The 15,609-nt window shown below is 43.4% G+C and carries 15 protein-coding genes; 4 read left to right on the top strand and 11 right to left on the bottom strand.

The features are described from left to right. Positions 1 to 88: 88 nt before the first annotated feature. The 5 genes from FW774_RS03425 to FW774_RS03410 all read right to left on the bottom strand — a co-directional run bounded on the left by FW774_RS03425 (position 89) and on the right by FW774_RS03410 (position 5,479). On the bottom strand, positions 89 to 1,357 hold the full coding sequence (locus FW774_RS03425; RefSeq protein ID WP_242457698.1) for an MFS transporter: 1,269 nt from the start codon (positions 1,355 to 1,357) through the stop codon (positions 89 to 91). Between the two features lie 64 nt (positions 1,358 to 1,421). Continuing rightward, positions 1,422 to 3,527, bottom strand: a complete 2,106-nt coding sequence (recG, locus tag FW774_RS03420; protein ID WP_149346731.1) for an ATP-dependent DNA helicase RecG — start codon at positions 3,525 to 3,527, stop codon at positions 1,422 to 1,424. Between the two features lie 17 nt (positions 3,528 to 3,544). Then, on the bottom strand, positions 3,545 to 3,925 hold the full coding sequence (locus tag FW774_RS03415) for a RidA family protein (protein WP_149346730.1): 381 nt from the start codon (positions 3,923 to 3,925) through the stop codon (positions 3,545 to 3,547). A 2-nt stretch (positions 3,926 to 3,927) separates the two neighbouring features. After that, complete coding sequence (locus tag FW774_RS20340; RefSeq protein WP_317132755.1) at positions 3,928 to 4,089, bottom strand: DUF6728 family protein; 162 nt, start codon at positions 4,087 to 4,089, stop codon at positions 3,928 to 3,930. 61 nt (positions 4,090 to 4,150) lie between these two features. After that, positions 4,151 to 5,479: an OmpA family protein gene (locus FW774_RS03410; RefSeq protein ID WP_149346729.1), complete on the bottom strand. Its 1,329-nt coding sequence runs from the start codon at positions 5,477 to 5,479 to the stop codon at positions 4,151 to 4,153. Between the two features lie 161 nt (positions 5,480 to 5,640). On the opposite strand from FW774_RS03410, the gene FW774_RS03405 reads away from it, so the two are divergent. Continuing rightward, entirely contained in the window at positions 5,641 to 6,933 is a 1,293-nt protein-coding gene (locus FW774_RS03405) for an aminopeptidase P family protein (RefSeq protein ID WP_149346728.1), read from the top strand. A 426-nt stretch (positions 6,934 to 7,359) separates the two neighbouring features. Here FW774_RS03405 and FW774_RS03400 read toward each other — a convergent pair whose 3' ends face one another. The 3 genes from FW774_RS03400 to rsfS all read right to left on the bottom strand — a co-directional run bounded on the left by FW774_RS03400 (position 7,360) and on the right by rsfS (position 10,713). Beyond that, complete coding sequence (locus tag FW774_RS03400) at positions 7,360 to 8,004, bottom strand: lactate utilization protein C (protein WP_149347149.1); 645 nt, start codon at positions 8,002 to 8,004, stop codon at positions 7,360 to 7,362. 194 nt (positions 8,005 to 8,198) lie between these two features. Continuing rightward, positions 8,199 to 10,286, bottom strand: coding sequence for an ATP-dependent zinc metalloprotease FtsH (ftsH, locus tag FW774_RS03395; protein WP_149346727.1), 2,088 nt, complete (start codon positions 10,284 to 10,286; stop codon positions 8,199 to 8,201). 52 nt (positions 10,287 to 10,338) lie between these two features. Next, positions 10,339 to 10,713 (bottom strand): ribosome silencing factor, encoded by a 375-nt coding sequence (gene rsfS / locus FW774_RS03390; protein WP_149346726.1) that lies wholly within the window; start codon positions 10,711 to 10,713, stop codon positions 10,339 to 10,341. Positions 10,714 to 10,761: 48 nt separating this feature from the next. On the opposite strand from rsfS, the gene FW774_RS03385 reads away from it, so the two are divergent. Next, positions 10,762 to 11,532, top strand: coding sequence for a biotin--[acetyl-CoA-carboxylase] ligase (locus FW774_RS03385; protein ID WP_262714428.1), 771 nt, complete (start codon positions 10,762 to 10,764; stop codon positions 11,530 to 11,532). Positions 11,533 to 11,542: 10 nt separating this feature from the next. Here FW774_RS03385 and FW774_RS20705 read toward each other — a convergent pair whose 3' ends face one another. Further along, entirely contained in the window at positions 11,543 to 11,665 is a 123-nt protein-coding gene (locus tag FW774_RS20705; protein WP_262714427.1) for a hypothetical protein, read from the bottom strand. Between the two features lie 102 nt (positions 11,666 to 11,767). On the opposite strand from FW774_RS20705, the gene FW774_RS03380 reads away from it, so the two are divergent. Continuing rightward, complete coding sequence (locus tag FW774_RS03380; protein WP_242457696.1) at positions 11,768 to 12,346, top strand: RNA polymerase sigma factor; 579 nt, start codon at positions 11,768 to 11,770, stop codon at positions 12,344 to 12,346. Next, the gene (locus FW774_RS03375; RefSeq protein ID WP_149346724.1) at positions 12,333 to 13,241 is read left to right on the top strand and encodes an energy transducer TonB; all 909 of its coding nucleotides are present in this window, start codon (positions 12,333 to 12,335) and stop codon (positions 13,239 to 13,241) included. Before FW774_RS03380 ends, FW774_RS03375 begins: the two co-directional genes overlap by 14 nt. A 105-nt stretch (positions 13,242 to 13,346) precedes the next feature. On the opposite strand, the gene FW774_RS03370 is transcribed toward FW774_RS03375, so the two are convergent. Both FW774_RS03370 and FW774_RS03365 read right to left on the bottom strand, forming a co-directional pair. After that, positions 13,347 to 14,600, bottom strand: a complete 1,254-nt coding sequence (locus tag FW774_RS03370) for an MFS transporter (protein ID WP_149346723.1) — start codon at positions 14,598 to 14,600, stop codon at positions 13,347 to 13,349. Positions 14,601 to 14,634: 34 nt separating this feature from the next. Next, positions 14,635 to 15,585 (bottom strand): ROK family protein, encoded by a 951-nt coding sequence (locus FW774_RS03365; protein ID WP_149346722.1) that lies wholly within the window; start codon positions 15,583 to 15,585, stop codon positions 14,635 to 14,637. Positions 15,586 to 15,609: the final 24 nt, after the last annotated feature.

The following is a 15,609-nucleotide window of genomic DNA, read 5'->3' as shown; positions in this document are numbered from 1 at the left end:
TGGCGAAAAGATTTCATTCAGCCGGCCCGGTTCAATTTATGGCATTGCAATTACTATATCCGTTAATTATTACAAAACGGAAACAGCATTATTCTTTCCCGGGAGGATGTATATCGTTTAGGCCCAAGGGAACCAGGCGTTTGGTTTTTAGATAGGTAACGCCCACTACACTCAAGGTCATACAACCTCCGAATATTACAGCAGTTACCGTCCCCATAAGCCGGGCGGTTAAACCGGATTCAAATGCCCCGATCTCGTTTGAAGATCCGATGAACATCGAATTTACTGCCGATACCCGGCCCCGCATCTCATCCGGAGTTAACAGCTGTACAATGGTTGAGCGAATGATCACGCTCACGCTATCGAAAGCTCCTTCAAAAAACAGGAAGAATAGCGTCAGGTAATAATTTCTGGATAGGCCATAGCTGATAATGCTCAGGCCGAACCCGGTAACGGCAATGAGCAGGTTACGCCAGGGTTTATTCATCGGCGAATAGCGGGCCATCAGCAACATGGTCAATACAGCACCAACGGCCGGCGCAGCCCGCATAATTCCAAACTGTTGTGCACCCACGTGCAAAACTTCGCTGGCTATAACCGGGATAAGCGCCACTGCCCCGCCAAAGAACACCGAAAACAGGTCGAGGCTCAAAGCGCCCAATAACATGCGACTATTGAATACAAAACGTATCCCTGCTTTCAGGCTGTCAAAAATATCTTCTTTAGGAATATATTGCGGCGGTCTTCTTTTAATAAACAGCAGCGAGATGAACGACAGGGTGATGAAAGCCATCACTACGGTGAACGTTACGGTTATACCGGTATAACCGTACAATAAACCACCAACAGCCGGCCCCGCAATAGCGGCTATCTGGTAACCGGTGCTGTTCCAGGTAGATGAATTGGGATAATGATCGCGGGGTACGATCTGAGCCATTAACGAAAACATAGCTGGCGATAAAAATCCCCGGGCAATACCGATGCAGAAAATCATACTATAGATAATCCATACAATATGTCCGTGGTAAACCTGGTTTTTGATGGATGGCAGGGTAACCAGCAATAACACAAATGAGCACGTAAACATGGCAGCGAGTATCCACCGCAACAGGATGGTTTTATCTGATTTATCGGCTACATAACCGCCGTATAAGGCGATACTTATAGCCGGAATGGCTTCGGCAAGACCGATCATACCTAACGATAAGGGATCGCGGGTTAAGTGATAGATATACCAGCCAATTACTACTGCCTGAATCTGGTAGCCGAAAGTGAGAAAGAAACGTGCACCTACAAATGCCCTGAACTCGGGAAACCTGAGGGCCGAATATGGGTCGGGGCGACTAATGGTATCCAAAATAATTTTTTTGCAAAAATAGGTGTTTCATTTTTGCGATTAGCTCAGGAATGAAAAAATTACATCAGGATATTTTATTCCATACCAGTCCGTGTTCCCGCTGGTTAAAGTACTGCCAGAGCAGCCGGTTTTTTTCTGAAGAAAGATCGGGATCTTCATCAAAAATACGGATAACACAATCGCGGGCGGTTTGCAGAATAGCCTGATCGGTTACCAGGTCGGCCAGTTTCAAATCCAATACGCCGCTTTGCCGGGTTCCTTCGATGTCTCCCGGCCCCCGCAGCTGCATGTCAATTTCCGAGATTTCAAACCCGTTATTGGTGCGTACCATGGTATCAAGCCTGATCCGGGCATCTTTGCTTAACTTACTTCCCGACATGAGTATGCAATAGGATTGCTCTGCCCCGCGACCCACCCGTCCTCTTAGCTGGTGCAATTGCGATAAACCGAACCGCTCGGCATTTTCTATGATCATTACACTGGCGTTGGGCACATTAACGCCTACCTCGATAACCGTTGTGGCAACCATGATCTGCGTTTCACCTCGGGCAAAACGCTGCATCTCGGCTTCCTTATCGCTGGCGCTTAGCTTACCGTGCACAATACTGATCCGGTATTGCGGTAACGGAAACTCCTGCGAGATAGCTTCAATACCGGCTTCAAGGTGCAGCAGATCCAGCTTTTCGCTTTCTTTTATTAAGGGATATACAATATAGACCTGTCTTCCTTTTGCGATCTCTTCCCGCATAAAGCCAAACATCCGTAAACGCTGGCTCTCGTAAAGATGAATGGTTTTTATCGGCTTTCGGCCAACAGGCAGCTCATCTATTACAGAAACATCCAGGTCGCCGTACAAGGTCATTGCCAGTGTACGCGGGATAGGCGTGGCCGTCATTACCAGGATATGCGGCGGAACATGATTTTTAGTCCACAATTTAGCCCGCTGCTCCACCCCGAAGCGATGCTGCTCATCAATTACTACCAGGCCCAGGTTGTTAAACTTTACAGTATCTTCAATTAAGGCATGCGTACCGATAAGGATATTAATATTCCCGTTTTCGAGTTCAGCATGGATAATTTTGCGTTGCTTTTTGGGTGTAGAACCGGTTAATAACGCTATGGTGGCCAGGTTATCGCCCAATAGTTTTTCCAGCGACAGGTAATGTTGCTGGGCCAGTATTTCGGTGGGTGCCATCATACACGCCTGAAAACCGTTATCTATGGCCAGCAGCATGCACATTAAGGCAACAGCTGTTTTCCCGCTGCCTACATCGCCCTGTAGCAGCCTGTTCATTTGTACGCCACGCTGTGTATCCTGCCTGATCTCTTTTATTACCCGTTTTTGCGCACCGGTAAGCTCAAAAGGAAGTCGCTCATTGTAAAACGTATTAAATTTATCGCCAACCTGCCCGAAAATCAATCCCTTATACTTACGGGTCAATACCGTTTTGTTGCGTAATAGCTTAAGCTGGATAAAAAACAGTTCCTCGAATTTAATGCGTTGCTGAGCCGCATGCATCAGGTTAACATCCGACGGAAAGTGAATATGCTGGAGCGCCAGGCGTTTTGAAATTAAACGATACTGTTGTAAAATATAATCGGGAAGTGTTTCCGGTACATGGCTCAGCACCACCTGTAACAGGTTAGCTGTTAGTCGCTGAATACCTTTGGAATCTAAGGAATATTGTTTCAGTTTTTCTGTTGAGCCGTAAACCGGCTGCAAGGCAAGATTACCGGGTTTTTTATTTTCCGGGTCATACAGTTCCAGCTCGGGGTGAGACATGCTCAGCTTCCCATTAAAGCTGCTGGGTTTACCAAAAACAATAAATACCAAACCGGGTTGCAGCAAAGAATCTATCCATTTTATTCCCTGAAACCATACGAGCTCCAGCAAGCCGGTATCATCTTTTAATAAAGCTACCAGGCGCTTCTTTTGCTTTTCGCCAATAATTTCCTTTGATACAACACGGCCTAAAACCTGTACCATTGGAAGCTCTGGTTTCAGACTGCTGATCTTGTAGAACTGGGTACGGTCTATATATCTGAAGGGATAATAATAGAGCAGATCGCTATAGGTAAATATAGACAACTCCTTTTTAAGCAGTTCTCCTCTTTGCGGGCCAACTCCTTTTAAATATTCTATAGGCGTATCTAAAAGATGATGAGGCAACAGAAAATAGATTTATGTTACTGCCGGTAGGCAACTACCGAGATTTCTACATTTACGTTTTTAGGTAATCCGGCTACGGCTACAGTTTCCCTGGCCGGAAAATCAGCTGTGAAATAAGAGCCATAAATTTCATTTACCTGTGCAAATAAATTCATGTTACTCAAAAAAATGGTCGTTTTTATGATATCAGAAAAGCTATAGCCTGCTTCACGAAGAATGGCATCTATATTTTTCATTACCTGCTCGGTTTCTGCTTCAATGTTGCCGGTTACTAATTCACCTGATGTGGTATTAATAGCAATCTGCCCCGACACGTATAAAAAATCACCTGCCTTTACCGCCTGGTTATACGGGCCTATCGGTGCAGGAGCATTGGTGGTTTTAATAATTCTTTTCACACTTATTTCTTTAGAATGAACCAATCTATTAGTTTATATATCAGCCCGGCTACAAACAACAATATGGCCAGGGCATTGATAAAATGCATTACTTTCAGGTTAAAGCTTGTTGGCCGGTTTGGATCTTTTTTTCTGAAAAAATACATATAAACAAATGTAAAAATAAAAAGCCCCCCACCAACTGGCGGGGGGCTTTTTTTAAATAATATGCTTATTTATACATTATTATTTGAATTCAACACGACGGTTTAAGATACGTCCTTCTTCAGTGCTGTTGTCAGCAATTGGGTTAGATTCACCAAAAGCTTTAATAGTGATGCGTTTTGCATCTACACCAGAGTTAACCAGGTAAGTTTTTACTGAGTTAGCACGATCTTTAGATAATTTCAGGTTGTAAGCTTCGGTACCTTCGGCAGAAGCATATCCTGATAAAGTGATAGTCTTAGTGTTGTCTGCTCTTAAGTCTGCAGAAACTTGATCTAATGTAGGGTAAGAAGAAGTTTTTAATACAGAGCTATCGAACTCGAACTGGATGTTTGAATAGTTTCCAGAAGAGGTAGTTGTAGCAGCAGGCTCAGGGAATTTGATAGGGCATCCAGAACCATCAACAACAGTACCTGCAGGAGTTCCAGGGCATTTGTCAAATTTATCAGAAACACCATCACCGTCTGCATCAGCAGCTAATTGGTTAACAGTATTTTCTAAAGTTGACACACGGCCTTTTAAAGCTTCTACTTCCTGACGCAGTGTATTGTCTTTCAACTCATCATACATCATAGCTACAGGGTTAACCCAGTCTAAGTTTGGTTTAGATGATTTACCCAAAGAGAACTCAAGACCGCCGTAACCATAAGAGAACTTATCTTTAGAAGTACCTTTTGCATAAGTACCATCCAGGTTATCAGCATCTACAAAGTACATGTTGTAACCTAAGTCAAAGTTAACGCGGTTAGACAGTTTGAATTTAACACCTACACCTACAGGAATAAATGCGCCGATCACATAATCTTTATCACCACTGCTTCCGGCTTTTCCTTTCCAGTCTAAAGCTACATTAGCGGCATTTACGGTTTTAGGAGCGTAACCTGCAAAGCCGTAACCTGCTTTTACGATGAAGTTAACTGAGTTTTCGCGACGTAAAAAGTCTACAGTGGCTACGTTAACCACACCCGATAAGCTTCCGGCCCAACCTAATTCAGTTTCAAAAGAACGACGGTCAGTTGCGGCAATATCAGTAGCGCTGCTGTTGCTACCAGAAAGATCGCCTCTTAAACCGGCTAATTCTAATCCGAAAGCGTGGCCTAACTGCTTACGCAAGGTTAAGCCATAGCCTAATTTCACATCCCAGTTGGCAAAATCATCTGAACCACCAGTTACTGCAACAGGCATTAATACACCTGCGTTAACACCTAATGACCAAGTTCTGTACTGTGCTCTACCGCCAAATACCTTGGCAGAAGAAGAAGTTGTGCCGTCCTGTGCGCTCGCTGAAGTAACGCCAAGCGCTGCTATCATAGAACAAGCAACAACTTTTTTAATCGTAGAATAATTCATGTTCTGTTTTTGTTAAAGGTTAAACAATTTTTAATTGTGTAATTTTCTGCAAAAATAATTATAAGTTTGGTTTTGCCAAATTATACAATAATTGTTCCAATTTAGTTTCAGCAACAAATTTTATATTTTATTGTTTTTAATATCTCCGGATTTTTTTAAAAATGAAATACCCTTATATCGATAATACCTTGTTTATAAGCAACAGAGCGGCTTTTGTTAAACATCTGAAAAACAATTCTATAGCCATATTAAATGCCAACGATGAGTATATGCGAAGCGGCGACCAGAATTTTAATTTTAAGCAAAATGCCGATTTATTTTATTTAAGCGGAATTGACCAGGAGCAAACTATTTTACTTTTATATCCGGATTGTCCTAATCCACTATACAGAGAAGTACTGTTTTTAAGACAGACCAATGAGCATATTGCTGTTTGGGAAGGACATAAATATACCAAAGAAGAGGCTCAACGGGCATCAGGTATCCAGGCGATATACTGGCTGGAAGACTTTGATAATATTTTGCAAAGTATAGCGCACTATGCAGACACTATATACCTGAATACCAATGAGAACGACCGGTCTGAGATAACTGTTCCCTACCGGGATCTACGCTTTATCCGGCAGATGAAAGACCGGTTTCCACTGCATCATTATGAGCGCATGGCTCCTATATTAAGAGGGCTTCGTGCTGTAAAATCAACTATCGAGGTAGAACTGACCAGAAAAGCATGCAGCATTACCCGCGATGCTTTTATCCGTGTGCTTAAGTTTGTAAAACCTGGCGTTAAAGAGTATGAAATTGAGGCCGAAATCATTCATGAGTTTATCCGGCAGGGGGCAACAGGCCATGCGTATAGTCCGATTATCGCTTCAGGTAACAATGCTGTTATACTTCATTATACAGATAATAACCAGGTTTGTAAGGACGGGGATGTGATTCTATTTGACTTTGCCGCAGAGTACGCTAATTATAATGCGGATCTTAGTCGCTCTATCCCGGTAAACGGTCGTTTTACAAAACGGCAAAAAGATGTTTACAATGCTGTACACCGTGTAATGATTGAAGCTAAAAAGTTACTTAAGCCCGGAGCCGTCTGGAACGAATACCAGGATGAAGTAGGGCGGATCATGGAATCTGAGCTGATCGGGTTAGGCTTATTGGATAAGCATGATGTGGCAAAGCAAAATCCGAAGGTGCCGCTGTATAAGAAATATTTTATGCACGGCGTTTCGCATCATCTGGGTATTGATGTTCACGATTTTGCCGGAAGATACACACCTTTTGAGGCCGGAAATATTCTGACGTGTGAGCCTGGCATCTATATTCGTGAAGAAGGTTTAGGCATACGGTTAGAAAATGATATACTACTAACTACCGACGGAAATATTGACCTGATGGCTGATATACCGCTTGAAGCGGAAGAGATTGAGGAACTGATGAACGAGGTATAAGGTAGAGGGCTGGAAGACGGAAGATTATAAGTTTTACGTGCTACGTTTTAGGTTGAAGGCGGAGGGTTTAAAGCATAGGGTAGCTTATGGCTTATGGCTCATAGTTCATGGTTCATAGTTCATGGTTCATAGTTCATGGTTCATAGTTCATGGTTCATAGTTCATAGTTCATAGTCCGGAAGCCGGGAAAGTCAGAAAAGTCCGGAAGCAATAGTGAGAAACAAGAGCATAGAAGTAAGAAACAAGATAGAAGCACTGCCGGCCTCCCCTTTCCTTCGGAGAGGGGTTGGGGGTGAGGCTAAACAAGAATATAAGAATATAGAAACAAGAGACAAGACAAAGACATAGAGAGAGGCAAAAGGTGGAAGGTTTAAGGCGTAGGGCAAACTAATCACTAACAACTAACCAACTAACATATCTAATCAACTAAACCTTATCATCAATCAGAAAAACAATAAGCTCTTTAGGGCCGTGGGCGCCGAGGACTAATGTTTTTTCAATATCGGCGGTACGGCTGGGGCCGGTAACATTTGATATCATGGTAGGAAGCTGCTCCGGGTATTTCTCTTTTAACCTTTTAAAGGCATCCTTCAAGTCGAGAACCAGTTGTGATGTGTAAGCCACCACAATATGATAATGCGGATAAATGCTTAACCGTCTGCCAGCCTGAGAGCCGTTAGAGACCAGCACACTGCCATTGCGTGCTATTAATGATTCACACAGGGTAATACCTACTTCGGCCTGTAAAAAACCGGTATCAGTGCTGTAAAAGGGAAATTCGTACGTTGAAAGGATATCCTGTAAAGGCTTTTCCCAGCAGTAAATTTTGCGCCAGCTACGTTCGTCGGTTAGGATCAGCAGGCTTTCAATGAACTGGAGCTCGTCTTCGCAGAAAACAAATTTACCGGCTACCTGGGTTAGCTGTTCGGCAAATATTACTTCAAGCGCTTCATCAGCGGGTGCGTAAAGCGGCAATTCTTCGAGGTTGGGATATGGATTATCCCGCTTCTCTAACAATGCTTTACGGATCTTTTTGAGTAGCTTCTCTTTTGAAGTAGTATTATCGGCCATAGTTAGCTGAATATTTGACATAGGGGCTGACCAAAAAGTCAAAAAGCAGCGTCATTTCGACGACCTTAGGAGGAGAAATCTCTTTCCTAAGTACTTTTGGCGGAGATCCCTCTCCCGATCCCGTATGTACGGGAGGGATCGGGATGACGAAAGCTTTTTGGTCAGCCCCAGTTATCCGGAGAAATAATGCTTATTTATGCTTCTTTCTTTTCTGCTTCGAATTTATCATCCGGCTCGGGATGAATGACCTCATTTGGAATAGCGTTATTATCTACATCCGGATTTAAGGCGGCTTCCCCGTTTACAAACTTATCGTACGTAGTACGGTGATCGAACGGGCGTTTTCCCAGGATCTCTTCCAGATCACTTTGGAAAAGCACTTCTTTTTCAAGCAGCTTTGCGGCAAGTTTTTCCAGTCCGTCACGCTTGCTGATTAACAAATCTTTAGTGCGTTTATAAACTTCATCTACCAGTTTGCGCACTTCGGCATCTATCAGCTCGGCTGTAGTATCAGAGTAAGGTTTGTTAAACTGGTATTCGCCTTGCGGGTCGTAAAACGAAACATTACCTACCAGGTTGTTCATACCATAAATTTTTATCATGGCATAAGCCATTTTGGTAATGCGTTCCAGATCGCTTAAAGCGCCGGTAGAAATTTTACCGAATACAATATCTTCGGCCACACGTCCACCCATAGACACCGACATTTCATCCATGAGCTGCTCGGTAGTATACAGAAACTGCTCTTTGGGCAGGTATTGCGCATAACCTAACGCGGCCACACCACGCGGAACGATGGAAACTTTCACCAATGGATCGGCATGTTCCAGGAACCAGCCGGCTATAGCGTGACCGGCTTCGTGGTAAGCTACAATGCGTTTCTCTTCGGGTGATATGATCTTATTTTTCTTTTCCAATCCGCCAATTACCCGGTCAATAGCATCCTGGAAGTCCTGCATATCAACTTCCTGTTTGTCTTTACGGGCGGCTATCAGGGCAGCTTCGTTACATACGTTGGCAATTTCTGCCCCGGCAAAGCCCGGAGTTTGAGCCGATAATTTTTTAGCGTCTACATCTTTCGCCAGCTTGATAGGCTGAAGATGGACTTTGAATATCTGCTCACGGCCATTTAAATCCGGCTTATCGATAGAGATCTGCCTGTCGAAACGTCCGGGACGCAATAACGCTGAATCCAGCACATCGGGACGGTTGGTTGCAGCCAGGATGATAATACCTGAATCGGTGCCGAAACCATCCATTTCAACCAGCAATTGGTTCAGGGTATTTTCGCGTTCGTCGTTTCCGCCAACAATGTTGTTTTTTCCGCGGGCACGCCCTATGGCGTCTATCTCATCAATAAAAATGATGCAAGGCGCCTTGTCTTTTGCCTGCTTGAACAAATCGCGTACGCGGGATGCTCCCACGCCAACAAACATTTCCACAAAGTCAGAACCCGAAAGGGAAAAGAACGGAACTTGTGCCTCGCCGGCAACGGCTTTGGCCAGCAGGGTTTTACCTGTACCCGGCGAACCTACCAGCAATGCGCCTTTTGGTATTTTACCGCCCAGGTTGGTATATTTTTTAGGATTACGCAGGAAATCAACAATTTCCATTACTTCCTGTTTGGCTTCCTCCAGTCCGGCTACATCGTTAAACGTTACGCTTACCTGCGATTCTTTGTCAAACAGCGTAGCCCGCGATTTGCCAATATTGAATATCTGGCCGCCGCCTGCACCACCTGCGCCACCACCCATACGCCGCATAATGAAAATCCAGAAACCTATCAGCAGCAATACCGGTACGATGAATTGCAGGAACCAGTTTCCAAAAAAGCTTTCGCGGGACTCAATGCTGAGCGGTGTGCGTTGGTCTATGGGCAGATCTTTTTCGGCCTCTTTCAGCTTGGACTGCAATGCATCAAACGAACCGTCGGTAAAAACATATTGCGGCCCGTTAGTGTTAAAGTTGCTTTTATCTCTAACATCATTATATTTAGGCTGATCGAGCCGGTCTTTTTTAATATAAACTTCTACATTCACCAGGTCGTTATTGCGATAGGCTACCAGCTTTTCAACGTCACGCGGCTTAAGCATTTCGCTTTCAAACTTCTGGTAATTTATCAGCTTGGCGCTGGTGGTGTTAAATAAATACTGAACAGCAAATAATCCGGCAATAATAATAGCATACAGCCACATGATGTTAAACCGTGGCGGCTTTGGAACTACTTTTTTACCGGGAAGCTTTTTCACTGTTCTTCGTTTTCTATCCTGATTATCTTTCATCTTTTCTAAACAACATCAAAAAATTATAACATAAATAAGCGGGTTACGCATGTCAGGCGCTTTGATAATATTTCATTTCGGCATCCCCCCATAATTCTTCTATGCCGTAATACTGACGCTTATCTGTTTTAAATATGTGCGCTACAACATCCACATAGTCAAGCAATATCCACTCTGCATGTTGCAGCCCTTCTTTTCTGTAAGGTTCTAAACCAAGTGCTTTAAAAACTTCTTCTTCAACACTATCGGCAATTGCCCTTACCTGTGTACCCGATTCGGCATGGCAAACCACAAAGTAGTCGGCCACCGAACTATGAATGTTTCTAAGGTCTAAACGAACTATTTCATTCCCCTTTTTCTCCTGTATACCGTGAATAATTAATTCAGATATGTATGTTGATTCATTGCGAAGATTGTTTTTTACCATTAAAAAAATTATAGTTTTGGAAATTAAATCATTACAAGCATTTAGCTGTTGCAAAATAACACTTTTTCAGAACTAATTGTTGGTAGAAAAATCATTGTTCTTACAAAGGTAGATTCTACAAATAACTATTTAAAAAATAGTTTGTCAAAATTTGAGCCATTACCTCATGGAACTGTAATATTGGCAGAAGAGCAATACGCTGGCAGAGGGCAGATGAATAGCAAATGGCAGGCTGATCCGGGAAAAAATCTTACATTCAGCTTGCTGCTGCATACGTCTGATCTGGCTATTGCACACCAGTTTTACCTGAATAAAGCAATCAGTATTGCCATAAACGAAACCATAGAGCGAATAATTGGCCCGGTAGCCAGAATAAAATGGCCTAATGATGTATTTGCCGCTGATGATAAAATGGGTGGCGTGCTCATAGAGAACATTATCCGGGGTAATACGTGGAAATATGCCATTATTGGTATCGGGATCAATGTGAACCAGCGGCATTTTCCGGATGATATTAAAAATGTTACATCTATCAGCAGGCTTTTGCAGGCCGATTACGAGCTGCCTGTTTTATTGTCAGCACTTTGCCGCAATATGGATACCTGGTACGGGATTTTAAAGGCCGGTAACTTACAAACTATAGATGATGCTTATCGCGATAAGCTGTACCGGTTTAATGAAGCGCATTTGTTTGAAGCTGCGGGAGAAACTTTCGAGGGAAGAATTATTGATGTGGATGCTTCGGGATTGCTGCACGTATTAACGGTTAACGGAATAAAGGTTTTTAATCTGAAAGAGATCAGGTTTAAAGACCTGTGATATCTTACTATTATTTTTCCCTAAGCGGATCATTGTACCCGTAATTTTTAATTAAACCGGCATCGTGCAGAAACAGCATTTTATTTACCGTAGCCAATGCCAATAGGCGGATCACAATGATGAAAAAAATCACCTGCCTTTATCTTGAGGAGCCATAGCAAATACCGGATAATTGCATTTTATCTTTAAGTTTGTGAATATATTTTAAGTTCGTTTAAATACAACGGGGCAAATTTTGAACTTTATTAAGGATAAGCATTCTGACCACATCAACGAGCACCACTTGTTGGAAGAATATCGCAAAAGCGGTAATCTGAAAACGCTGGGCCAGCTTTACCAGCTATACATGCCGCTGGTATATGGTCTTTGCCTGAAATACCTGAAAGACGAAGAATTGAGCAAAGATGCCGTAATGCAAATTTTTGAGGAGCTGGTAAAAAAGCTCCGGGTTCACCAGGTAATCAACTTCAAAAGCTGGTTGTATACCCTTGCCAGGAATTACTGTTTAATGCAACTGCGCTCATCGGGCAGGCATGAGCATGTATCTATTGATAACGAATTTATGGAATTTCAGGATGACAGTCATCTTGATATAAGTGCTATGCGGGAACGGCAGCTTACCATGATGGAAAACTGCCTTGAAACATTACCCGAAGAGCAGCGTAAAAGTATCCGGTTATTCTACCTGGAGCAGAAATGCTACCAGGAAATATCCGGTTTAACCGGGTACGATATGAATAAAGTAAAGAGCTATATACAAAACGGCAAGCGGAATCTTAAAATCTGTATGGAGAAAAAGGGTGGAAACGAATAACATAGACTATAGCCTCATAAAAGCTTATTTTGAAGGCCGGCTGGATGCAAAGCAACAGCATACGCTTGAAAAACAGGCGTTAAATGACCCCTTTCTGGCCGATGCCATGGAAGGGTACAAACATGCTATGCCCGCAGCCAGTCAGTTGAGCATTTTACAACGCCAGTTGGAAGAACGCATAGCCTTGCAGCAGGAGCGTAAAAATATCTTAGGTTTCACCTGGCAACGCATCAGCATAGCTGCCGCAGCCGGCTTAATGTTCCTGGTTGCCGGTATGCTGTTCTGGCTGAAGAGCGAAAGCAATCGTAACCAGATGGCAGCAACAACTAAAAAGGTGGATGTAACGCTATCAAATCCTAAAGATTTGCAGCAAGAGGCTGCGGTAAAAGCGAATACGGATACCCCGCTTTTATATCCATCGCCGGGAACTAAAGAAATACCAGCCAGGCAACACATCGCAAAAGCGAGACCTATTACCTTAGCCGCCCAAGCAAAACAAAATCCGGCCATTGCCGGCGACGACCAACCGGATAAAAACGTAATGTTTGCTGCCAAAGACGCCAAAGCATTAAGCAAGGCCGCTGCGTTAAGTGAAGTTGCAGTTACAGACGCCATAGCCCCTCACCCGGTAATGGGTTGGAAAAATTATCATGAGTATATACAGGAACAAGTAAAATGGCTTATCATTCCGGCAGACCAGGAAGGTAAAGTTGTGGTGCAATTTATAGTAAATCCGGGCGGCATATTAAGCGATTTTAAAATTACAGATGGCTTAACACCAGGATTAAATGATGAAGCGCTTCGCTTAATTAAAGAAGGCCCCGCCTGGGAAGCGGCTTCGAACGGGAAAGCACAAACGGTGGAAGTAGAGATAGAATTTAAGGCTCAGCCATAAACTACAATCCAATTTCCATCTCTATAGCCTTTTTTAACGCTGTGGCGAAAGCTATTTTAATAACCCACCATTTGAGCAGAGGTACGATTTTATCGCAGGAAAAAATTACAATCCCAGCAATTCTTTAATACGTAGGGTTTTATTATTAATTAACGGCCGGGCATAATACGCAATAAATAAAATGTAGCCCAGTGTAACGTATAAAACTAACAAGGCATACCGCAACCCGATCAGATCGCCTAAAGCGCCAACAATTAAGGGGATTAAGGCTCCTCCGAAAATACCGGAGCACAGTATCCCGGAAAAAGAACCGTGATGCATGGAGACCGAATTGAGCGCCAGTGAAAACACAATAGAAAACATCACCGAGATAAAGAACCCGATGGCCGGGAAAGCATAAAGAGACCACGCTGCGTTACCAAACAAAGCACAGGTAACCACCAGCATGGTAATTACCGATGCTACTTTTAATATGAGCTTTGAATCCCATAGCTTCAGCAAGCCAAGTCCCAGCAGGCACCCCAGCGACATTAAGCCCCAAAACCAGGCTACCGCGGCAGCGCCTTCTTTATTGGGGTCAAAGTGATGATACGTTCTTAAAAATTCTGACATCCAGTTTGCCGCAGCCTGCTCGGTTCCCACGTATGCAACAATCCCAAAAAAGAACAAAATAACATCTTTATTCTTAATCAATTGCAGGTAATTTTGCAGACTTCCGGTTTTCTCATCTTCGTTCAGTTTTACAACGGGCATTTTAATCAGCGAAAGCACAACCAGCATGAGGATAAAAATTACAGTGAACAGCCAGTAAAGCGCTGTCCAGTACAGGTTATGCTGCACCACATCATGCAGCAGGGAGATAAAGGGATTGCCGGAGCTGTTTCCCGGTATCTCACGCATCAGGTATGAAAATATAAACGGGCTTACAAATGAGGCTAAACCAAATACCAGCTGACCCAATACGGAGAAAAAAGCAAAATTTTCTTCTCCGCCAGCCGTACGCATCAGCGGGTTAATAATTACCTGCAACATGGCCATGCCAATACCAATAATGAATAAAGATGCTAAGGCAATACCATACTGCGGATACAACGCAAAAGCAAAAGCTCCGGCAAGGTTTAAGGTAAAGGCAATAAGCATGGATTTTTTCTCACCAATACGCTCAATCATTACTCCTGCCGGTATAGACATAATACCGTAGGCCAGGAAAAAAGAGAAGGGAAGAAAAGCAGCCAATGTTAAGCTTAAATGATAGGTTTGTATAATAATAGGCATTAAAGGTCCCAGGATATTGGTAACAAAAGATATAACAAACCAGATAACCAGAATGATACCTACCAGGAAATTATTACGTTGCATAATGAAAAGTCAAAAAGAAATGAATGTTTTATTGTCAATAAATATATGCTGTGAGGCCACTTAAATGCCTTGAAAACACATTACCCGTACAGCCAAGTATGCCAGCCTTGTTTCCCAAAGTAGCAGCCACCAGCTGCGTATTGGCCACAGCATCTTTCATAGCTTTTTGAAGCACACGTTTGCCGATCTCTTCGATATAAAAATTTCCGGCTTCTGTTATTCCGCCGCCAACAACCACTTTCTGCGGACTAAATATGTTAACCAGGCTGGCTACTCCGCTGGCCATATAATCAAAATGCCGGTTCATGGCCGCTGTTGCAGTTACATCGCCGGCCAGGTAGCGTTCTGTAATAAGTTTACCGTTTATGGCATTAACTTCGGCCGCAATGCGTTCTGCATAATCTGTGATCAATGCGTTAACCGAAGCATACGCTTCCAGGCATCCCCGTCCGCCGCATGAACAAGGCAAGCCATCATGCTCAATAATGATGTGCCCAAGCTCCGTTCCGCGGTTTTTGTAGCCGCCATACAGACTACCATTAATTACCAGGCTACCGCCAATACCGGTACCAACGGTTAGAAACACCACATCGGTACAATTTTGGGCAGCGCCATACATTACTTCGCCCCAGGCCATCATGTTGGCATCATTGTCTATCAGAGTATTCAATCCGGTAGTTTGCTGTATCATTTGGCTGAGGGCAATGTTTGTGAATCCCGGCAGGTTATCGGCCCCGCCAATTACAACACCGTTTTCTACTATGCCCGGAAAACCGATTCCAATACCTTTAATGCCTGATTTATGTCCCACCTTTTGGATGCACTCCTGTGCAGCGCTGATGATGAGTGCAATAACTTCTTTTTCTGATGTAATTTTCCCCAGCGGTAAAAGCGACGAATAAACCATCGTACCTTTTTTATCGGCCAGCCCATATTTAATGGCTGTTCCGCCTACATCAATGCCAATGGCGTATGAGTCCTTCACGTTTAACTTCCTTTAAAACTGTAA

Origin of the sequence: Pedobacter sp. BS3, assembly GCF_008274585.1 — a bacterium.
GTDB lineage: Bacteria > Bacteroidota > Bacteroidia > Sphingobacteriales > Sphingobacteriaceae > Hufsiella_A.
Note: the sequence above shows the minus strand (reverse complement) of the source record. Positions and strands in the feature narration are given on the sequence as shown.